General features: G+C 46.2%; 18 protein-coding genes and 3 tRNA genes. 7 read left to right on the forward strand and 14 right to left on the reverse strand.

Features of this window, described 5'->3' with window-relative positions:
• Nucleotides 1–27 precede the first annotated feature (27 nt).
• From HMPREF2696_RS02695 to HMPREF2696_RS02710, 4 genes are all read right to left on the reverse strand, one after another.
• Nucleotides 28–1,227 carry a hypothetical protein gene (locus HMPREF2696_RS02695; protein ID WP_070587708.1) on the reverse strand — a complete coding sequence of 400 codons (1,200 nt, stop codon included), beginning with the start codon at nt 1,225–1,227 and terminating at the stop codon, nt 28–30.
• 96 nt (nt 1,228–1,323) lie between these two features.
• Complete coding sequence (recD, locus tag HMPREF2696_RS02700; protein ID WP_004519732.1) at nt 1,324–3,087, reverse strand: exodeoxyribonuclease V subunit alpha; 1,764 nt, start codon at nt 3,085–3,087, stop codon at nt 1,324–1,326.
• A gap of 131 nt (nt 3,088–3,218) precedes the next feature.
• On the reverse strand, nt 3,219–3,902 hold the full coding sequence (lolD, locus tag HMPREF2696_RS02705; protein ID WP_004519733.1) for a lipoprotein-releasing ABC transporter ATP-binding protein LolD: 684 nt from the start codon (nt 3,900–3,902) through the stop codon (nt 3,219–3,221).
• Nucleotides 3,895–5,145, reverse strand: a complete 1,251-nt coding sequence (locus tag HMPREF2696_RS02710; protein WP_004519734.1) for a lipoprotein-releasing ABC transporter permease subunit — start codon at nt 5,143–5,145, stop codon at nt 3,895–3,897. Before HMPREF2696_RS02710 ends, lolD begins: the two co-directional genes overlap by 8 nt.
• Before the next feature lie 214 nt (nt 5,146–5,359).
• On the opposite strand from HMPREF2696_RS02710, the gene HMPREF2696_RS02715 reads away from it, so the two are divergent.
• Complete coding sequence (locus HMPREF2696_RS02715; RefSeq protein ID WP_003683377.1) at nt 5,360–5,647, forward strand: hypothetical protein; 288 nt, start codon at nt 5,360–5,362, stop codon at nt 5,645–5,647.
• Between the two features lie 62 nt (nt 5,648–5,709).
• Here the strand turns inward: HMPREF2696_RS02715 and recR are convergent, their stop codons facing one another.
• The 4 genes from recR to rnr form a co-directional block, all read right to left on the reverse strand.
• Nucleotides 5,710–6,315: a recombination mediator RecR gene (recR, locus tag HMPREF2696_RS02720; protein ID WP_070587710.1), complete on the reverse strand. Its 606-nt coding sequence runs from the start codon at nt 6,313–6,315 to the stop codon at nt 5,710–5,712.
• Nucleotides 6,316–6,397: 82 nt separating this feature from the next.
• Nucleotides 6,398–8,251: a SurA N-terminal domain-containing protein gene (locus tag HMPREF2696_RS02725; protein WP_070587713.1), complete on the reverse strand. Its 1,854-nt coding sequence runs from the start codon at nt 8,249–8,251 to the stop codon at nt 6,398–6,400.
• Between the two features lie 145 nt (nt 8,252–8,396).
• Complete coding sequence (locus HMPREF2696_RS02730) at nt 8,397–8,744, reverse strand: ArsC family reductase (protein WP_004519737.1); 348 nt, start codon at nt 8,742–8,744, stop codon at nt 8,397–8,399.
• An 82-nt stretch (nt 8,745–8,826) separates the two neighbouring features.
• Nucleotides 8,827–11,322, reverse strand: a complete 2,496-nt coding sequence (rnr, locus tag HMPREF2696_RS02735) for a ribonuclease R (protein WP_004519738.1) — start codon at nt 11,320–11,322, stop codon at nt 8,827–8,829.
• A gap of 79 nt (nt 11,323–11,401) precedes the next feature.
• Between rnr and HMPREF2696_RS02740 the strand changes: the two genes are divergently transcribed.
• The 3 genes from HMPREF2696_RS02740 (at nt 11,402) to HMPREF2696_RS02750 (ending at nt 11,766) form a co-directional block, all read left to right on the forward strand.
• Nucleotides 11,402–11,488 (forward strand) — tRNA-Leu (locus tag HMPREF2696_RS02740).
• A gap of 38 nt (nt 11,489–11,526) precedes the next feature.
• Nucleotides 11,527–11,613 (forward strand) — tRNA-Leu (locus HMPREF2696_RS02745).
• 62 nt (nt 11,614–11,675) lie between these two features.
• Nucleotides 11,676–11,766: transfer RNA gene (locus HMPREF2696_RS02750), tRNA-Ser, on the forward strand.
• Between the two features lie 179 nt (nt 11,767–11,945).
• Here the strand turns inward: HMPREF2696_RS02750 and HMPREF2696_RS02755 are convergent.
• The 5 genes from HMPREF2696_RS02755 to dnaQ all read right to left on the reverse strand — a co-directional run bounded on the left by HMPREF2696_RS02755 (nt 11,946) and on the right by dnaQ (nt 15,403).
• Nucleotides 11,946–12,683, reverse strand: coding sequence for a thermonuclease family protein (locus HMPREF2696_RS02755; protein WP_004519739.1), 738 nt, complete (start codon nt 12,681–12,683; stop codon nt 11,946–11,948).
• 73 nt (nt 12,684–12,756) lie between these two features.
• Nucleotides 12,757–13,428, reverse strand: a complete 672-nt coding sequence (gene rpiA / locus HMPREF2696_RS02760; RefSeq protein WP_003679072.1) for a ribose-5-phosphate isomerase RpiA — start codon at nt 13,426–13,428, stop codon at nt 12,757–12,759.
• A gap of 43 nt (nt 13,429–13,471) precedes the next feature.
• Nucleotides 13,472–13,951, reverse strand: a complete 480-nt coding sequence (gene ispF / locus HMPREF2696_RS02765; RefSeq protein WP_004519740.1) for a 2-C-methyl-D-erythritol 2,4-cyclodiphosphate synthase — start codon at nt 13,949–13,951, stop codon at nt 13,472–13,474.
• A 31-nt stretch (nt 13,952–13,982) separates the two neighbouring features.
• Nucleotides 13,983–14,669, reverse strand: coding sequence for a 2-C-methyl-D-erythritol 4-phosphate cytidylyltransferase (gene ispD / locus HMPREF2696_RS02770; RefSeq protein ID WP_004519741.1), 687 nt, complete (start codon nt 14,667–14,669; stop codon nt 13,983–13,985).
• Entirely contained in the window at nt 14,666–15,403 is a 738-nt protein-coding gene (gene dnaQ, locus HMPREF2696_RS02775; RefSeq protein WP_004519742.1) for a DNA polymerase III subunit epsilon, read from the reverse strand. Before dnaQ ends, ispD begins: the two co-directional genes overlap by 4 nt.
• Before the next feature lie 340 nt (nt 15,404–15,743).
• Between dnaQ and HMPREF2696_RS02780 the strand changes: the two genes are divergently transcribed.
• From HMPREF2696_RS02780 to HMPREF2696_RS02790, 3 genes are all read left to right on the forward strand, one after another.
• Nucleotides 15,744–16,220 carry an NGO0322 family iron-responsive protein gene (locus tag HMPREF2696_RS02780; RefSeq protein ID WP_004519743.1) on the forward strand — a complete coding sequence of 159 codons (477 nt, stop codon included), beginning with the start codon at nt 15,744–15,746 and terminating at the stop codon, nt 16,218–16,220.
• Nucleotides 16,221–16,366: 146 nt separating this feature from the next.
• A complete protein-coding gene (locus HMPREF2696_RS02785; RefSeq protein ID WP_004519744.1) occupies nt 16,367–17,050 on the forward strand; it encodes a pseudouridine synthase in 684 nt (227 codons plus the stop codon).
• 782 nt (nt 17,051–17,832) lie between these two features.
• Nucleotides 17,833–19,197 (forward strand): sodium-dependent transporter, encoded by a 1,365-nt coding sequence (locus HMPREF2696_RS02790; protein WP_004519747.1) that lies wholly within the window; start codon nt 17,833–17,835, stop codon nt 19,195–19,197.
• 60 nt (nt 19,198–19,257) lie between these two features.
• On the opposite strand, the gene dld is transcribed toward HMPREF2696_RS02790, so the two are convergent.
• Complete coding sequence (dld, locus tag HMPREF2696_RS02795; RefSeq protein WP_070587717.1) at nt 19,258–20,949, reverse strand: D-lactate dehydrogenase; 1,692 nt, start codon at nt 20,947–20,949, stop codon at nt 19,258–19,260.
• Nucleotides 20,950–21,008 lie beyond the last annotated feature (59 nt).

The following is a 21,008-nucleotide window of genomic DNA, read 5'->3' on the forward strand; positions in this document are numbered from 1 at the left end:
ATCCTGCCTGTTTTTTATTTGTAATGATTAAAATTTATATTCTAACTGACCACGAATAACGTTTACATCCTGCTTATCCGTGCCGACAGTAGGTGTAACCTGTTTACCGGCCAAATAGAAGCCTTTGAGTTTCCAGTTTTTCCAAGGAATATAGGTCGCACCGATTTGCACGCCTTGGACGTTTTTGCTGTAATCCTCAACAGAAGAGACACCGGACAACAAACCGACACGGCGGTAGTTCAAGAATACGTCGTAAGAATTGCGGACGTTCCAGTCGGCCAATTTATAGCGTACTTCAGTTAACACGCCATCATTTTTAATTTTTTGTCCGGCATCATTATAGGCTTTGATATTGGACTTGCTGACTGCGGCCATCCAATGCCAATCGTCATTAAACTTGATATCCGTACCGATTTCTCCAAAGACCGCATTTTTCTTCGCACCGCGTACATCGATGTCTTTCATGTAGCTGACCGTTGCGCCGACGTTGATATTCTCATTTACAGGCAACACGCTTTGAACTGCGGCAAAATGTCTGCGACGGCCACCAATGCCCCATGTGTTGTCGTTTAGATTGCCAGTACGGCGGCCCGCATAGATTTTGGTAGGCAGGGTTTTATTGTCGAAGAAGATTTCGCCGCCGGTTACTTCGGTATCCCATACGCGGCCGTATGAAGAGAACGCACCAAATTTACCGACACGCGCTTTAATATTGTTGTACAAAGTACCTTCGGCATACAGTTTATTCACCGGCACATCATGATCGCCGTTGAACTTACCGGTTTCCAAATCGATATTCGGCTCGATTTGGGCAACCAATTTCCAATCTTTATACAGTTTTGCGCGTAACCAAAACTCCGCATTAAAGTTGGCATTGGTATCTTCAGGCGTCGGATTAACGCTGCTGTTGTTGGCATTGATGTCTTTGGTATCCGCACGCACGCGCAAACCACCATTTATAGTCAATAAATCATTGAAAATACTGATTTTATCGTCATCTTTGCGAATAATACTGCCGGAATTGACGTAATCGTTGGTGGTGGACAAAGCCGCCGCATCACGTCCGCCATCAGCATTCTCTGCCAAAGAATAAGACGATGAAGCCAATAAAATACAGGTTACAATCAGTTTGGTTTGAAATTTCATGCCGACTCTCCAAAAGAAGGTATTGAAAGTGAAGTATTCGATAAAGCGTACAAAATTATGAATTTCGTATAAATTATTCATTTTATTTACTAATTATTTTTATCGTATGTAAATTAGTGTAATCAGTCAAGCAGATTTAAACGCTTTATCCTCTTTCAGACGGCCTCTTGATTCAGGTCAAACAGAATCCTGCTCATCAAGCTGTTCAAACTGCCATTCCAAGGCATCGGCCAATGCCGTCCTGCGTTTTTGATGGCATCCCACAGCCTGACATAATTCCTCCGCATTTCCCCAAAACACAAAACGTTCACGCGCACGGGTAATGGCTGTGTAAAGCAGAGCCTTATCCAAACCTCGGGCTTCTTCTTCGCTTTCCGTCGTTGCAGGCACTGACGGGGGCAACAGCCATACTTCCCGATATTCCGAACCTTGGCTCTTATGCACCGTCATGGCAAAAGCCGATTCAAAATCGGGCAAACGGCTGATGGCAATTTTTTTGAATCCATCTTTCTCAGGAAAATAGGCAGACAAGCCATTCAACGATTCTTCATCTTTCATAATCAGACCGATGTCGCCGTTAAACACTTCCAGCATGTAATCATTGTGGGTAATCATGATGATTTGTCCGGCAAACCAAGGCGTTTCGCCCGAAACCTTGCCTTGTCGTTGCAAGTATTCTTGATAAGCCTGATTCAAATCATCCGCATCCTGCCGCCAAGCCGCCAATACCACTACATCGGCAGCATGACCATAGGCGAGTGCAACATTATTCTCTGCCACGGCCTGCCAATAATCCTGTTGCTTTTGATACAGCAAGGCGACCTGCTCTTTCAGACGGCCTGATTTCATTTCCAATTCTTTGGGGAACTTGTCAAACTGTTCAACCGCAGTTTGCTTTTCCCCGGAAACCACCGCCCTTGCCAAACAGCCGATACCGCTGTCTGCACCAAACCGGTGGCTGAACGTCAATTTGGCATTGTTTTGCGATAAAGCCTGTGGCTGCCCTTTTATCTCAAAGCCATGATTGGGCAGGTACACTTCCAGCTTTTCAGCGGTTTCTTTATCCAAAGCCGTCGGACGCGACAATGCTGCCAACACGGCTCCCAAGCCAACCGACGGCAACTGGTTTTCATCGCCAAGCAACACAAGACGGCAGCCGGTAGGCACGGCGCGCAATAAATCCAACACCAGCGGCAAATCCAACATCGACGCCTCATCCACCACCAAAACATCCAAAGCAAGCGGATATTCATGATTGAACACAGGGCGCATTTGCGGCGGACGCAGTTTCAACAAACGATGGACAGTCTGCCCTTCCAAGTTTTCCAAATGCGCTTTAATGCTCGGAGACAAATCAAAACCGTCCAAAGCACGCTGCAAAGCCCGTGCCATATGTGCAGCCGCTTTACCTGTCGGCGCAGCCAACGCAATACGGGGCAGCTTCGTACTGTTATTGCAAATCAGACCCAAAAGCTTTGCGACGGTCGTCGTCTTCCCCGTACCCGGCCCGCCGGTAATCAGCATAAAGTTTTGCAGCAAGGCCAAAGCAGCAGCATCCCGTTGCTCTTTGCTGTCTTTAGTATCAAACCAGTCGCTCAGGCTTTTTGAAGCCACCATGAAATTCACTTCTTCCGCCTCGGCACTTGCCAGCCGTTTGATTTCAACAGCCAAATCATGCTCCAACTGCCACATCCGCCCTAAAAACAATTTCCGGCCTTGCAGGATAAGCGGTTTATCCGCATTACCGACCAAATTCGGCAAGTTGCTTAAGGCATCAACATCCGCTTTATCCAAATAAACAAACGAATGCCCGTTTTGCAAGGCTGCAAACAGTCGAACCACATAAGGCTCAATAACGGATGCACCCTGTACTTCGTGACGGCGGAAAAACGCTATGGCCGCATCTGCGGCAGAGGAAAGGATAGAGTTGGTTGGATTCATGGTTTATGCTTGATTGATACGGACAAAAGAAAGGCCGTCTGAAAAACAGCGTTTCCATAAATGAAAACCTATTTTCAGACGGCCTCTATTATACCGTTCAAAGCATAAAATATTTGCCTGAAATAATAACCTTATTGCAGCACTTGCAGGCTGCCGTCTTTCATGGTCATTACCCGGTCGAAACGCTCAGCCAGCTCATCATCATGGGTCACCACAATCAGGCTGGTGTTCAATTCGCGTTTCAAATCCAGCATCATGTCCAGCACATTTTGCGCATTTTTACGGTCAAGGTTTCCCGTCGGTTCATCCGCCAATAAGCATTTCGGCTCATTAACCAAAGCACGGGCAATCGCCGCACGCTGACGCTCGCCGCCGGAAAGTTCACTCGGACGGTGCAGCATACGCTTGTCCAAGCCAACCTTTTTCAGCATATTGACAGCCTTCTCCTCAGCCATCGCCTTGGGCATTTTGCCGATTAAAAGCGGCATCATGACATTTTCCAAAGCAGAAAACTCAGGCAATAGATGGTGGAATTGATACACAAAGCCCAAATAACGGTTGCGCAATTCACCCAACTGTTTTTGGCTCAAGCCGCCCAAATCCTGATCCATCAGTATCACCTTGCCTTCAGACGGCATATCCAAGCCACCAAGAAGGTGCAGCAATGTGGATTTACCGCTGCCTGACGAACCAATAATACTCACGCTTTCCGCTTCTGCAACTTCAAAATCCAAATGATTCAACACTTGTACATTCAATGCGCCATCATTATAGCTTTTGCCAACGCCGGTACATTTCAAAATTGTCTTACTCATAACGCAAAGCCTCCGCAGGTTGGGTTTTTGCAGCACGCCAGCTCGGATACAGTGTGGCGATAAATGCCAAGCCAAGCGAAATGCAGGCAATAACGGCGACATCCTTCAAGTTCACATCGCTAGGCAGGTAATCGATGAAATAAACCTGTGAGTTAATCAAATGTACGCCAAATAGGTCTTCAAAAAACGCGACAATCTTACCAACATTCCACCCCAACAATACACCGCATACCACGCCCACAAGCGTACCAAAGAACCCCGCAAATGCGCCCTGTACCAAGAAAATCTTCATGACCCCACCCGGGGACAAACCCAAAGTGCGCAAAATCGCAATATCGGCTTGTTTTTCCGTTACCGCCATTACCAAAGAAGAAACGAGGTTAAACGCAGCAACCGCGATAATCAGTGTCAAAATGATGAACATCATGCGTTTTTCCAACTCAACGGCTTCAAAATAGCTGCGGTTGTTAAACGTCCAGTCGCGCACCCATACTTCATCTTTTTTAGCATCAGGAATCAACTTGGCAATGAAAGACGGCGCATTCTGAGGATCAGCCAATCGTAAACGCAGCCCACCGACATTTTCTCCCAGTCGATACAAGACTTGCGCATCCTTGATATGCGTCATGGCCAATGTGTTATCGACTTCATATACACCGGTTTTTACCACACCGACCACATTAAACTGCTTCAAGCGCGGCACTACACCGGCAGGAGTAACATTCCCCTCAGGCGTAATCACTGTAACCTTGCCACCAATCTCCGTGCCCAATGCCTCAGCAAGCCCTTGACCCAAAATAATATCAAATTCGCCCGGCTTCAAATCGTCGAAACTGCCGGCCGGCATATCCTTGCCGTAATCAACGACATTTTTTTCTTCAGACGGCAAAATACCGCGTATTTGTACACCGCGCACTTCTCCTGCATTAGCAAGCAAAGCCTGATCGGAAACATAAGGCGCGCTGGCCAATACTTCCTTTTTGCCTTTTACAAATTCGCGCAAACTCTGCCAACCCGGCGCACTGCCGACATCGTAATAGCCGATTTCTGCATGAGGTGCGACGTTCAACAATTGACCTCGTATCTCTTTCTGAAATCCGTTCATTACCGATAACACCACAATCAGCGCCGTTACACCCAAGGCGATACCGACGATTGAAATCATGGTAATAAATGACATAAAGCCATTGCGTTTTTTCGCACGCAAATAGCGCAGGCCTATCCAAGTTTCTAAAGAAGCCATTCAAAAATGCCTCATTCGTTTGTCAAAAATGGCTTATTGTACCGTAAAACCGACAGGTCGTCCGATTGCCCGACTGATGTAGCATTCAGGGATAAAGTGTATGTAAAACCATGTATCTTCCCGTAAATTCCGCCGAAAAACTTGCACAATCGGCCAATCGCCCTTATTCTGAAGCTGTGACACACTTTGTCACCATCAAAAAGGAAATACACTAATGAACAGCAAAAAATTCTTGGCCCTCGTATCCGTAGCTGTAGGTTTGTCATTCAGCTTCAATGCATATGCCGCCAAAGAAATCAAAATCAGTTCAAACAATACCGCTTACTCCGACGCCGATGTTCAAAAACTGGCAGCCACTGCTGTCGGCATGGGCGTAAAAGAACCTGTCAGCCTCAACAGCGGAAACGGTGTTGTTACCGTATCCGGCAGCAGCGCAACCAAATGCGCATTTAAAGTCGGCAACGGTGATACGCCTCAAATTCAAGGCGTCAGCTGCAAATAATCTGATTTCATCAATGAAAAGGCCGTCTGAAAAACATTCAGACGGCCTTTTTATATTGGCATTTAAGATTGGATATTTCTTCTATCGTAAACAGCCTGTGCCAAAGTACCGGCATCCATATATTCCATCTCGCCGCCCAAAGGGATTCCCCTTGCCAACCGGCTGACTTTATAAGGAAGATTTTTAAACAATTCCGCCAATACATACGCTGTCGCGTCGCCTTCGGCTGTGAAGTTGGTTGCAATGATAATTTCCTCAATATCACTCGCCTGCAAACGGGCAACCAGCTTATCTAATGCCACTGCCGAAATATCCATGCCCTGCGCCGGACTGACTTGCCCCATCAAAACAAAATACAGGCCATCATGGCAATTAGCCGCCTCCATACTGGAAACATCCGCCGGCATATGCACAATCATCAAGCGGCTTTTCTCACGTTTTTCGTCGGCGCAAATTTCACACAAATCGCCTTCGCAAAATGTATTACACATCCGACAATGCTGCACCTGTCTTAAGGCAAACTGCAAAGCATCCACCAACTCCTGCGCTTCTTCGCGTTTGTACTGTAAAAGCTGGTAAGCCATGCGTTGAGCGGATTTCGGGCCGACATTAGGCAGGATTTTTAATGCATTAATCAAGCGGACAAAGGCATCAGGATTTTTACTCATGATTTCAGACGGCCTTTAAAAAGATAGCTAAAAATAAGAAAACAGCCGGAATTCATCCGGCTGCCCTACTCTAATATTCTGCTTATTCGGCAGCATTATTAACTTGTTGTGCACCTTGCGTACGATCGATTTTCTTATCCAAATACTGGAGCAAGGCATCGAAAACATTGGCGGAAAGCTGCTGAACCAAAGCCTGTTTAGCAGCCGGAATCTGTGAATCGGCATTTTCAGGAGCAGAAACGCTCTGAACTTCCATAATCACCGGCGCAGGCATACCTTCCAACAATGTATACGCAGGTTTGCCGCCGACAGGACGCGCTTTCAGCAAAGCTGCATAAGCCTCCGGAGACATGGTTTTACGTGCATCTTGTGCGCTCAATTGAGAAACAGGCGACCATTGAACATCAGCAGCTTTACCGGCTTTCAATGCGGCCAAAGTTTCCTGGGCTTTTTTCTCTGCCAGTTTGGCGGCTTCAGAGCGCTGATATGCTGCACGGACATTGTCTTTGACTTCCGCAAATGGTGCGATTTTCTCTTCGCGCACTTCTTTCGCACGAATGACCCAAACGGTTTCGTTGTTGATGGCAATTACTTCAGAATTGTGTTTTTTCTTCAGTACATCGTCGCTAAACGCAGCATTAATCAACGTTTCAGGCAAACCTGCCTCTTTCGCACCCGCTCTGGTCACCCATTCATCCAAGTTTTCCACTTTCAAACCTGAATTGGCGGCTGCTTTTGCCAAAGAAGATGGATCATTGAAGGCATCTTCACCCAATTTTTCTTTAGCAGCATTAAAGGCAGAAGCTGCTTTTTTCAGTTTCAAGGCTGCTTCGATACGCGCTTTGGCTTGTTCCAAAGTCGGCTCAGCTTCGACATTCAAAACTTTAATGACGTGATAACCCAAAGATGATTTTACGGTATCGCTGACTTCGCCTTTGCCCAATGCAAATGCCGCTTTATCGAATTCAGGTCCAAAGCCGCTGCCGCCACCTTTGCTCAGATAACCCAAGTTGCCGCCTTTATTGCTGCTGGACAAGTCTTTGGAATACTTGGCCGCCAGTTCGGCAAACGAATCCGGATGCTCTTTAAGCTCCGCAGCCATTTTGTCCACTTCTGCTTTAATTTCCGCATTACTTGCTTCATCTCCGTTAGGCATGACCGGAATGAAAATATGCGCAATTTCGGCTCTTGGCGACAAATCTACACTTTTGCTGTCGTAAGCTTTTTGTACTTCTTCCGCACTGACGGTTTGCTTGTCAGCCAAATCTTTGATGTTCAAAACCACATATTCCAGCTTAACGGCTTGAGGAATCAAGTAATCTTTTTTATGCGCTTCATAATACTTTTGCAAAGCCGCATCATCTACTTTTACTTGTGCCGCAAATGCTTCAGGGCTGAACGTAAATGAACGGATGGTACGTGTTGCTTGAGTCAGGTTAATCAACTGACGTGCTTGCGCATCGCTGACCAAAGCGCCGTTTTGCACTAAATTCAACAGATTTTGCAATTGGAACTGTTCGCGGATATCTTCAACGAACTGATCCTCGGTCATCCTGCGTTGATCCAAATATTTCTTGAGCAAATCCTGGCTGAATTTACCGGAAGCATCATGGAAATTCGGATCATCCACAATAACTTGCTTGATTTGCTCCTGAGACACAGCGATGCCCATCAGCTTGGCACCTTGCTTCAGATAAGCACGTTGCAATAACGATTGGAATACCGCATCACGCGAAGGTGCATTATTGCCGGCAGCCTGCTCGTTTTGTATCGCAATCTGTAAAGCATGCTCGCTGACCTTCTCATCCCCGACTTTGACAATGTAATCAGAACCCGGCGAAGACAAGTTATTGGCACCGAATCCGATAAAGGTCAGACCGATGATACCTAAAACAATCTGGGCGGGTGTTTTATATTTTTCAACAATATGGAACATATTTATCCGAAAGAAAAGTTTGGCGCGGCAGCCAGAAAATGCTGCCGCAAAAATCTTAAAATCCTGAAAACAGGCTCAAAGCGCGTATTGTAACGTATTTTTTCGAGGCTTGCTTTTTCAGACGGCCTAAAAACCTAAAAATACCTTATCCGAAAATTTCCTGATACGCTTCTACTGAAAATCCGACATGAACCTGTCCTTCTTTGACCAATACAGGCCGCTTGATGATGCTGGGATTCTCCACCATCAAAGCAATCGCACCTTCTTTTGTGGCGGCAGATTCTTGCGCATCTTTATCCAACTTGCGCCAAGTCGTACCTCTTTTATTGAGCAAAATTTCCAAAGCCGCCTGACCCAGCCAGCCATCAATCAATTCGGCAGTCGGGGCGTTTTTCTTAAAATCTACAAACTCAAACTCGATGCCGTTTTCCGCCAACCAACTGCGCGCTTTTTTAACCGTATCGCAATTGGGAATACCGTATAGTTTTATCATCTTAATTTATCCTTGGTTTTATTCATAAAATCACAAATTCAGGCCGTCTGAAACTTTTCAGACGGCCTGAATTGAATGCAGCTTATTTCTTAGCAGCTTTCTTTACTTTAATCTTCACGCTTTTGCCTTGCGCGTTATTTTTATGCCCGGCTTTGACGGAAGTTGTTTTCGCCTGCGTTTTTTTCTTGCCTGCGGCTTTAGGTTTGCTTGGCTTGGCAGGCTTGGAGGCAGGTTTACTTTTCACCTTGCTCTTCTTTGCCTTCATGGGAGCAGCCAACGCTTCATCAATTTCTTTAGCCGACAGTTTACGCTTACGCTTTTCGACAGACTTGTCAGCAGCTATTGGCTTGCTTACAGGTTTTGCTTTTCTACCTCCGCGTTTCTTACCGACTGAACCGCCGCTGATTAAGGTCAAATCAATCTTGCTGGTATCCAAATCGGCTCGCGCGACTTTTACAGTAACCGTATCGCCCATGTTGAAACGGACACCACTACGCTCGCCCTCAATTGCCATAATTTCAGGACGGAAGTTGAAATAATCCTCTCCCAAATCGCTGATATGTACCAAGCCGTCGATATGAATATCGTCCAAGGTTACAAAAATACCGAAGCTGGTCATGCCCGAAATCTTGCCACTGAAAACTTCGCCGACTTTGTCGCGCATATAATAAGTTTTCAGCCAGTTTTCCACATCGCGGCTGGCATCATCGGCTCGGCGTTCGCAGAAAGAGGTATGCACGCCCAAAGCCTCCCAGGTTTTATTGGGTTGGTAAGTTTGTCCGTTCAATACAGCTTTAATGGCGCGATGTACCGTCAAATCGGGATAACGGCGGATAGGCGAAGTAAAGTGTGCATATGCGCCATAAGCCAGACCAAAGTGACCGTCGCAATGAGGCTCATAAACCGCCTGCTGCATAGAACGCAGCATCATCACTTGTAACAATTCCGCGTCCGGACGGTTTTTAAATTGCTCGGCAAGCGTAGCATAGTCTTTCGGCGTCGGATTATCGCCGCCACCCAAACTCAGCCCCAGCAAACCAAGCTGCTCGCGTAAGGTGGCCAGTTTTTCAGGAGTCGGGCCCAAGTGATTACGGAACAAAGCCGTATGTTTGTTTTTCAGCAAAAATTCTGCCGCGCAAACATTCGCCGCTAACATACATTCTTCAATCAGCTTGTGCGCATCGTTGCGGACAACGGGAACAATCTTGTCAATCTTACCGTTGTCATCAAAAATCATCTGAGTCTCAACGCTCTCAAACTCAACCGCGCCACGCTCGAAACGTTTTTTCTGCAAGATTTTAAATAACTTATACAGAGTATCGATTTGCTGCTTAAACGGATAATCCTGGCCGTCTGAAATCCAATCCCAAACTTGATTGTAAGTCAGTCGCGCATGAGAACGCATTACTGCCGGATAGAAACGGTATTCCTTGATATTGCCGGCATAGGTAATCACCATATCGCACACCATACACAGGCGTTCAACATCAGGATTGAGAGAGCAGATGCCGTTGGACAAATTCTCCGGCAGCATTGGAATCACACGGCGCGGGAAATACACGCTGGTACTGCGTTCTTGAGCATCTACATCAATCGCGTCATCAGGGCGGACATAATGACTGACATCAGCTATCGCCACCACCAAGCGGTAGTTGCGGCCAATTTTTTCGGCAAAAACCGCATCGTCAAAGTCCCGCGCAGTTTCGCCGTCAATGGTTACCAGAGGCAAATCGCGTAAGTCCACGCGCCCTTTCAAGTCGGTTTTACGCACATGATCGGGAATTTTCTTCGCGGCTTTGACACACGCTTCGCTGAATTGATGAGGCAAATGGTGCTTGCGTACAGCAATTTCAATTTCCATACCGCTGTCGGCATAATCGCCCAACACTTCAATCAGCTTAGCCACAGCAGGACGATGCGCTTCAGGATACGTCTCAATTTCAGCCACAATCACTTGGCCGGATTGCGGTTTAAAGTTCGCCACGCTTTCAGGCTCTAACACGATACTTTGGCTCAAACGCTTGTCTTCTGCCTCCAAAATAGCCACGCCACGATCCATATAAAAACGACCGACCACTTTAGACTGCGCACGCTCCACCACATCTAAAACCGTTCCTTCACGACGGCCTCTGCGGTCGATACCGGCAGGACGAACGGTAACAATATCCCCGTGCATCACGCCGCGCATCTGACGCTCATACAAAACGAAATCACCTTCGCCCGTCGGCGTTAGCGGCACAGCAAAACCAAAACCGTCTTTATGCGCTTCGACACGACATTTAACCAATGCCAATTTTTCTGCCGCGCATACCGCGCCACGTCGGTTGATCAACACCTGACCATCACGTGCCATCGCTTTCAAACGGCGTTCGAAGAATTCATATTCATCTTCTGTAATCGACAATTCATGTGCCAACGCTTCGATTTTTGTCGGCACACCTTTTTGTTCCAATAATTCAATGACCCATTCACGGCTGGGCAACGGATGAGCGTAACGTTGTTTCTCCCGCTCCAAATACGGGTCTTTTTCTCGTAAATTTAAAGATTTAGTATTTTTGTTCATTTTGATAGTTGACATTCTTTTTTTAAAATATATAATAGCTGCTTCTTCGCAGTTCAGGTAGTCAACTCTACCTTAAATTGAAGAATAAAGCAAAGCCCAGGTGGCGGAATTGGTAGACGCGCTAGCTTCAGGTGCTAGTGTCCTCACGGGCGTGGAAGTTCGAGTCTTCTCCTGGGCACCAAATAATTTGGTGCTTCTTTGCTTAAGAAAATTTAAATTGCCCAGGTGGCGGAATTGGTAGACGCGCTAGCTTCAGGTGCTAGTATCCTCACGGGTGTGGAAGTTCGAGTCTTCTCCTGGGCACCACTGATAAATCAATCAGTCAATTTTTCACATTATTCTGATAACAAGTCAGGATAATAGTCCACAGAGAGGTGGATGAGTGGTTTAAGTCGCACGCCTGGAAAGCGTGTATACGTGAATAGCGTATCGAGGGTTCGAATCCCTTCCTCTCTGCCAGATACTAAAGACACCAGCTAACGGTGTCTTTTTTCATATCCGCCCTTCTTAAAAATATTACACCACACTTTTATTTCTATTACCCTCCAATCATAAACCTGCCACTCATTCTTATCTTATACTAAACCTTAATGATTAAAGGCCGTCTGAAAGTTTTCAGACAGTCTCTTTCTTAAAACCTACCAAATCCCGAACCATTGTTTATCAGACTGCTTTTTATCACCGCTCTGCTGCTCATAATTTTGACGGCGAAATTGCCAAGGTGCTTGCGGATTGTCTTTTTTCCATAAGCCTTTTCGTTTTTCCTTGGCTTGTTTTTGTGCGGCCGAATAGTCAGTGTAAGCGGTTTTACTTTGTTGTTTTTTGGCATAACTTTCATAATGCCATGCGGCGCCATCCCGTATCTGCATTAAATTCAAGTCAATCGTGCCGACAGATACTTGGGCAACTTCGCGCTGGTAGCGGTCAGCTTCAAACACACGGACTTTGACTTTTTTATTCAATGCGGCATCAATCAGATTATCTCGTGATTGCGTACCATAAGCCTGATTGATTTCCGGTGCATCAATATAGGCCATACGGATTTTGTGTTTCCGGCCGTCGCTATCGATAATATGCACGGTATCGCCATCATGGATTTTGATGATTTTTCCGTTGTATGTGTAGGATTGTCGCAATGACTTTTGTTTTTGTTCCGGTTTGGGTTCAGCTTCGGCTTTGGTGTCAGATGTGGCTTTGACGACATTTTCACCCAGCCATTCATTGACCTTTTCCAAACCGATATTGTCGCTTTGTGCCAATGTTGCGGCAACGCTTACCCCTGTACGAATCAACTCGGTATCGCGTGAGCTGTAACCAAGCGCGCCCAAAACGGATAAAACAACGGGCAACCATTTTATAATTTTACTAATTTGCATATTTTGCCAAATTGAAGGCCGTCTGAAAGACCTAATACACTTTCAGACGGCCTTTAAGATTGATTAATCTTCATTAATCCTGACAAGGCAGGATGACTTTTGCGCCTTCTGCCGTACCCAAAACCAACACATCGGCGGCATCGCGGGCAAAAATACCGTTTTCGAGTACGCCGGTGATTTTGTTGATTTCGTCTTCCATTTTCAGGGCTTGGTCGATATTGAGGCCGTGAACATCGACGATTTGGTTGCCATAGAAAGTAGTATAGCCGACACGCAACTCAGGCTGTCCGCCCATGGCAAGCAGTTTGCGCGACACCAGCGAACGGGCATTTTCAACCACTTCTACCGGCAACGGGAATTTACCCAAACGGGAAACATATTTGCTTTCATCGGCAATACAGACAAATTTATCGGATGCACTGGCCACGATTTTTTCGTTCAAATGCGCACCGCCGCCACCTTTAATCATTTGCAGCGCGTGGTTGACTTCGTCTGCGCCGTCAACATAAACCGCCAAACCCATCACTTCATTCAGTGAAACTTCTGGAATTTCATATTTCGCCAAAAGCTCGCTGGATTTTTTAGAAGTAGACACGGCACCCTTAATTTTCTTACCGCTTTTACCCAAAGCTTCGATAAAGAAGTTGATGGTAGAGCCGGTACCGATACCGATGTATTCGTTTTCAGGAACAAATTCCACCGCTTTTTCGGCGGCAATACGTTTGAGTTCGTCTTGAGTTGCCATGTTGTCAGTCCTTCAGTTTGAATAATAAAGTAATTTTAAGCTCTTAGGCTTTAATCAGCAATACTGCCGCTTGCGCTTCAATGGCTTCCATACGCCCCAGATAGCCAAGTTTTTCGTTGGTTTTACCCTTGATGTTCACGCAGTTTTCAGGCAAACCCAAATCTACGGCAATATTGGCGCGCATTGCTGGAATATGCGGCGCAAGTTTTGGCTTTTGCGCAATCACAGTCGTATCGACATTAACCACCTTCCAACCCAATACCTGCACGCTTTGATAAGCCTCGCGCAACAGCACACGGCTGTCTGCATCTTTGAATTCGGCGGCAGTATCAGGAAAATGGCTGCCGATATCGCCCAAACCGGCCGCGCCCAACAGGGCATCGGTAATCGCATGCAAAAGCGCATCGGCATCGGAATGGCCCAGCAAGCCTTTTTCAAACGGAATGTTGACGCCGCCGAGTATCAAATCTCGCCCTTCAACCAACTGATGGACATCGTAGCCCTGTCCGACACGGATATTCATATTGTTTCCTTAAATAATGGGTTTTAATTGTTCAGACGGCCTTGAGCAACAATCTGACAATGTATTCGTCTTGCGGCAGCGTCAATTTTAAATTGCGCGTATCACCCTGCACCAAGCGCGGTCGGATACCCAGTTTTTCAACCGCTGATGCTTCATCCGTAATTTCACTCAAATCATCAACCGATAAGGCTCGATTTAATAAGGCCGTCTGAAAAAGCTGCGGCGTTTGCGCCTGCCATAATCCTGCGCGTGCAACGGTTTCATCAATATGATGACTGCCGTCTGCCCGCTTGAGCGTATCGGCCACCGGTATGGCCAGAATGCCGCCTTCGTCATTCTCGCCTGCCTCATCAAGCAAACGCGTTAACGCTTCGGCAGGCAGGCAACAGCGCGCGGCATCATGAACCAAGATATTGTCTTGCGCCTCGGCTAAACCTTGTTCTAATAAAGTAGATACGCCGTTGCGTACCGTTTCAGCACGACTTGCGCCTCCTACTCGAAAGACACGCACTTTCTCAGACAGGGCTGTCTGAAAAACCGAATCTTCCGGCGAAAGAATAACGGCAATTAAATCTATGCGGGGGTGTTGCTCAAAAATTTCTATGGTATGTTGCAATACGGTTTTACCATTGATTTCAACATATTGTTTTGGTTTTCCTGCACCAAATCGCGCACCGACACCGGCAGCAGGAATCAAAGCGATATTGCGGCGCATCATGCTGACGCTCCGGCATTGGCCTCATCCGGTGTTTCTGCCTTGCGCCATACACACGCTTCGCCCAAATCGTCCAAATATTTTTCATGTGCCGCCAGCTCGTCCGCATTGGCTTTGATGACTTTCAACTGCGACGTACGTTTGGTTTCCGCAATAACGGTTTGTTTGACTTCACCCTCTTCTTCCGCCTCGCCGCCCATCAGGTCGAACTGCTGACGCGTCATGGCAAGATAGACTTCACCCAAAAGCTCACAGTCGATTAACGCGCCGTGCAAAACCCGTTTGCTGCGGTCAACGGAAAAGCGGTTACACAACGCATCCAAACTCGCCTTTTGCCCCGGGAACATTTCACGCGCCATAGCCAGCGTATCGGTCACTTTACAACCGAGTTCCTCGATAGAAGGCAAACCCATGCGGCGGAATTCCATATTCAGGAAGCCGACGTCAAACTTAGCATTATGGATAATCAGCTCTGCGCCACGTATAAAGTCGGCAATCTGTTTACCCACTTGGGCAAACGGCGGCGCATTCTTCGCTTCCAATACTTCAATCGTCAAACCATGCACCTTCGCCGCCTCCTCCGGCATATCGCGTTCGGGGTGAACATATAAATGAAGGTTGGAGTCGGTCATTTGGCGGTTGATCATTTCCAAGCCGGCAAATTCGACCAGACGGTCGCCGTTTTCAGGATAAAGACCCGTGGTCTCCGTATCGAGGATAATCTGACGTTGGCTCATGGTTGGTGGTTTCTACAATTATCAAAACGTCCTGAATCATACTGAAGGCCGTCTGAAATGTATAGTCAGCAAAACTTTAGCTGCTGTTTAAATGCCTTTTTACGGCTGGATTTTTTCAGACGGCCTTTATTCTTTTTTCATTTAATGGCCATCTATTACGTCATTTTTGAGTAGAAAACCCAATTTCTAAAAAATTTTTAAATTTAATTTATTTAATAATCAATACTTTACTTACAAATTAAATAATAGGAACAATTATCATTTGCAAATTTAAAAAATCGCCGTATAATACAACCCATCGAAACAAAACAACCGCACAACAGAATGAAAGGAGAAGAAAATGCCCGAAAGTATTTTTAAGCAAGTCTCCCTCGACATTCTGAGACTGCACCAGCAAGCCATCCGCTCTTTGATCGCCACCAAATGTTGCGATGAGTGCGAAGTACACGACGCAGTATTCATTACTTTAGATGGCCGATATTATGTTTGGCTCCCTTGTATGGGCAAATCGCCCCAATCAGAAACCGGCATCCTGCTGATTGAAGATGAAGACGGCAATACACGCTTGAGCTGGGTTACTGGTACACGCGAAGTCAAACAAAAAGACAGTCTGTACAACCGCGTTGTTTCCGCCCTGCAAAGAAAAATGCAGCGCACGAAAAACAAGTTTATCCAGTCGGCAAACGCTCGATTGCTTGAACTTACGCCTCAGCAAGGCCGTCTGACGACAAACAGCAAAGATTTCTCGCTTTCACCACATGACTTGATGAAAGCACTTTATCCGGCAACACATCAAATAGGAGAATTTGCCCTGTAACAGTTTTTGGTAGTGGTTTGTGTTCCTTTTGCGCCCCTTAAAATTTTAAAGGGGCGATTTTTTTGCCCCTACTTTTCAGACGGCCTAAACACCGGTTTTCCAGTACAATAAAGGCCGTCTGAACATTTCCTACTTTTCAACCAACCATGCAACTGCTCAAATACATCCAATCACAAGGCCTCGGCAGCCGCAAGCAATGCCAATGGCTGATAGACAATGACTGCATTGCCATCAACGGCGAAATCCATAATCGTGCCAAAGACGATATCGACCCGTCTCAAGTGCACACCCTGTCTGTTGACGGCGAAGAAATTGCCGCCGTCCCCATGCCCCATTTCTACATTCTGCTTCATAAGCCTGCAGATTACGAGACTTCGCACAAACCTCAGCAATATCCAAGCATCTTCAGTCTGTTTCCCGACCACATGCGCAATATCGATATGCAGGCAGTCGGCCGCTTGGATGCAGACACAACCGGCATTATTCTTATTACCAACGACGGGCAATTTAACCACCGAGTTACCTCGCCCAAGCACAAAGTTCCGAAGCTCTACCGCGTCACTTTGAAACATCCTGCCGACGATACCCTTTGCACCACACTGAAAAACGGCGTTCTCCTGCATGACGATAATGAAACCGTCGCCGCAGCCGAAGCAGTATTAGCCGCCCCAACCACATTGATGATGACCATTACCGAGGGTAAATACCATCAGGTCAAACGCATGGTTGCAGCCGCAGGCAACCGTGTCGAACAGCTCCACCGTGAGAAATTCGGCGACTGGAATGTCGATGATTTGGCCACAGGAGAATGGAAATTTATCCAAATCTAAAAAAATTCCAAATTTTTTCGATAATTTTTTAAACAATATGGATTTTTTATACATTTAAAATCAAACATCTAAACCTTATCATTTTTATTTAACAGAATTTAACACTGTAAAGACTGAACTATTGTATAATTCGCCTGTCTGAGTAACACTTGCTTCGAAAGAAGTGAGTAAGTGAGTAAGACGTTTTCCCCGTAATGTGTTTGGCCATCTATACTTTCCCCTTAGTATAGATGGTTTTTTTTATCTAAAATTTGGCAACCAAACAGGCGTACTTTCAGACGGCCCTTCTTATCTAAAGAAGCCATCATTTCTAAACCCCATCTCCACTCATTAAATTGCCATTACTCCTTTTCTCTTTCTCGTCTCTTCCGCATCAATCTGTGCTGTTTCAATTTCAGACAAATCGTTTTATAGAAAGAAAACCGATTGGTAACTATCCAAACTAAGGTTACAGGATGTTATTTAGACGGCCTTAGATAAATACCATCTTTGTTGCCGACATACTTGAAAACACACCTTAGTGCTATCCAATATCCTCACAACAACCTTTTTCCCATATCCCACTTTTCAGACGGCCTTTATCGTTACGGCTCTTTCAATCATTCATATCGCTTCAGACAAATTCTCTGTTTGCAGGTTTCAATACCAAGCAAACCAGAGAAACCCACTAAAAATTCTCCATTACATGGTTTTTTTAACTAATATTCTTTTCAGACTTTAGTCAAGATTCGTTAAATCTTTGCGGTAAAATGTTGTCTTTATTTTTATGCATCTGAGTATTTATGTCTTCCAATCAACCCCGTCAAACCTGGTCCAACCGTTTGACTTACATCCTTACCGTTGCCGGCGCGACTGTCGGCTTTGGCGCGACATGGCGTTTCCCGTATCTGGTTGGTGAAAACGGCGGTGGCGCGTATGTGTTTCTGTTCTGTATCGCCATGCTGGTCATCGGTATTCCGATGATCTTGGTGGAAAACGTCATCGGTCGCCGTAAAGGCGTGAACGCGCTGGATACGTTTGGCGGCACAATGAATGGCAAACCCGTTGCCAAAGTTTGGAAATTGGTCGGTTGGATGGGCCTGCTCGGCGCATTCGGCATCATGGCCTATTACATGGTGCTCGGCGGTTGGGTCATCAGTTACATCGTCAATATCATCGGCGGCAATTTGGATATTTCCAGCCCGGTTTCCGGCGAAGTTACCAAAAGCTTCTTTACCGAACACATCGAAAACAGCCCTTGGGAAATTGCCTTTTACACCTTCCTATTTGTGGTCGTAAACCAATGGATCTTGGTCAAAGGCGTGATCGGCGGTATTGAAAAAGCGGCAAAATACCTGATGCCTTTGCTGTTTTTATTCCTGATTGCCATGGTCGTGCGCAACGTTACTCTGCCGGGCGCTATGGAAGGCATTACCTTCTATCTGAAACCTGACTTCAGCAAAATTACGGCCGAACTGTTCGTCTTCGTTTTGGGCCAAGTATTCTTCGCCTTGAGCTTGGGTTTCGGCGTGATGATTACGTTATCCAGCTATCTGGATAAAAACGAAAATCTGGTTCAGACGGCCGTAATTACCGCGATTACCAATACTTTGATTGCCGTGTTGGCTGGCTTTATGATTTTCCCATCCCTCTTCAGCTTTGGCGTTGCCCCTAACTCCGGCCCGACGCTGGTGTTCCAAAGCCTGCCGATCGTGTTCTCCAATATGTGGGCAGGCCCTGTATTTGCAGTGATTTTCTTCTCACTGCTTCTGATTGCCGCGCTGACCACTTCTCTGACCATTTATGAAGTGTTGATTACGACCATTCAGGAGAAAACCAAAATCCGCCGCGCAGCGGCTATTACCATCGTACTGACAGGTATTTTTATCTTCGGCAATATCCCTTCCATCTTGAGCTACGGCCCATGGAAAGATATTTCCGTGTTTGGTAAAAACATTTTCGATGCTTTTGACTATATCAGCGGCAACATCCTGTTTATGCTGACCGCGCTCGGCTCTGCCTTGTTCGTCGGTTTCGTGATGAAAGATGAAGCGAAGGACGAATTGCTCTACAAAGGCAACCATACTACGGTCAATATCTGGTTTGCCTATGTGAAATACCTCGTGCCGTTGGTGATTCTGCTGATTTTCATCAGTAATCTGTTCTGATAAGCAAACATATAAAAAGGCCGTCTGAAATATTCAGACGGCCTTTATTTTAACTACGCTTTATTCTGCCCAGTTTTTCTTCTTACTGGTTTTACCGATACCGGTGTTGAAGCTGTTGGTTGGGTCGAGTTTTTTATAGAACTGTTTCAGCTCGGGCTTGGCTTCATACAGATGACCGACATTATGCTCGGCAGGATATTGCGCACCGCGTTGGTCAAGCAGATGGAGCATTTCATGTTCCAAAGCCATACAGTCGTTGCCTTTTTTAATGATGTAGTCCTGATGGAACACATGACACATAAAATGTCCGTAATACAATTTATGGATGATTTTATTGTCGATTTCGGGCGGCAGTGTTTCAAACCAATCACGATCATCACGACGCAAGGCGATATCGAGTGCAACCAAATCCTCTACTTCATCATCATGTACAGAACGGTAACGGATCGCGGCAGAAGCCACAGCAAAGCGATGCAGCATAGCCGCCTGCGTTTCTTCGGCATTACATTCAAAGAATGCGCCGCCATGGGTTGCAAAATATTCCTTCAAGAAAGCACGCGCTTCTTCTACCCCCTCGCCACCCATTTTTAAAATCAGGTGATGTTCATATTTATCCCGATAGTTGCGCATAGATTTCGGCAAGTGATCGGGCAAAATCTTACTGATCAGTTGCATGAATTTATCAGAGAAGTGTTTTGGTAAGAAACTTATCTTTTTGCTGAATCTATCCACACGGGCCTTCAGATCAAACAGTTTCGGAAGTTGGTGGGTACCGAACGTCTTAATGATATAAAAAGTATCTTTACCATAAACGGCAGCAATATCAAAAGCATGACGATGGATATACTCACCAGAAATAGGCAGGTTTTTAAACTCGCTCAAAGCAGCACGACGAATATCGGTCAGCTCATTAATATCATTTGTACCGATATAGAAAACGGCAGTCTGTTTTTCTTGTGGGAACGTATCCAAGCGTACGGCAAACACCATCAGCTTGCCCGCGCAACCTGATGCTTCGTAGTGACGTGCAGGGTCGGCATTAAAACGGGCGGCAGTCGGTTCATTCACTTGGCGGACATGATCGCAATAAGCATGGTCATGCCCTTTGCCTGCATTTTGAACAATGTCTTTTTTCTGATAATGGAAACCTTGCAGATTGGTCAGAATTTCTTCAGGGGTTTCGCCCAAATCAATGCCCAAATGGTTGACCAGCTCCAGCTTACCCTCTTCGTTGATTTGTGCAAACAGGGCCATTTCCGTATAAGCCGGACCACGCTGTACCAATGCACCGCCGGAGTTATTACATACGCCACCCAATACAGATGCGCCGATACAGGACGAACCAATTACAGAGTGCGGCTCACGGCCTAAAGGTTTCAGCAGCAGCTCCAATTGATTCAAGGTAGAACCGGGCAGGCAGACAACCTGTTCGTTATTGTTAATCGGCTGAATGATGTTCAGACGCATGGTATTCACAATCACAATATCTCGGTCGTAATCATTGCCGTCAGGAGTCGAGCCGCCAGTCAGGCCGGTATTGGCAGCCTGCGTAATCACGATAACATCAGCCTCAACACATGCCTGCAAGATTTGCCACATTTCCAACACCGTACCCGGGCGGACAACTGCCAGCGCCTTGCCTTCGCCAAAACGATAGCCTTGACGGTATTGTTCGGTTTTCGCCGGGTCTGTGATGATGTATTTTTCACCGACGGTTTGCGTCAGCCGGCTGATTAATTGTGTAGCATTCATTGCATACTCCTTGAGAGATTAAAATATTTATTAGATTGCAAGCATTGTAGTAATCCGTT

Source organism: Neisseria sp. HMSC058F07, from assembly GCF_001810035.1.
Taxonomy (GTDB): domain Bacteria; phylum Pseudomonadota; class Gammaproteobacteria; order Burkholderiales; family Neisseriaceae; genus Neisseria; species Neisseria perflava.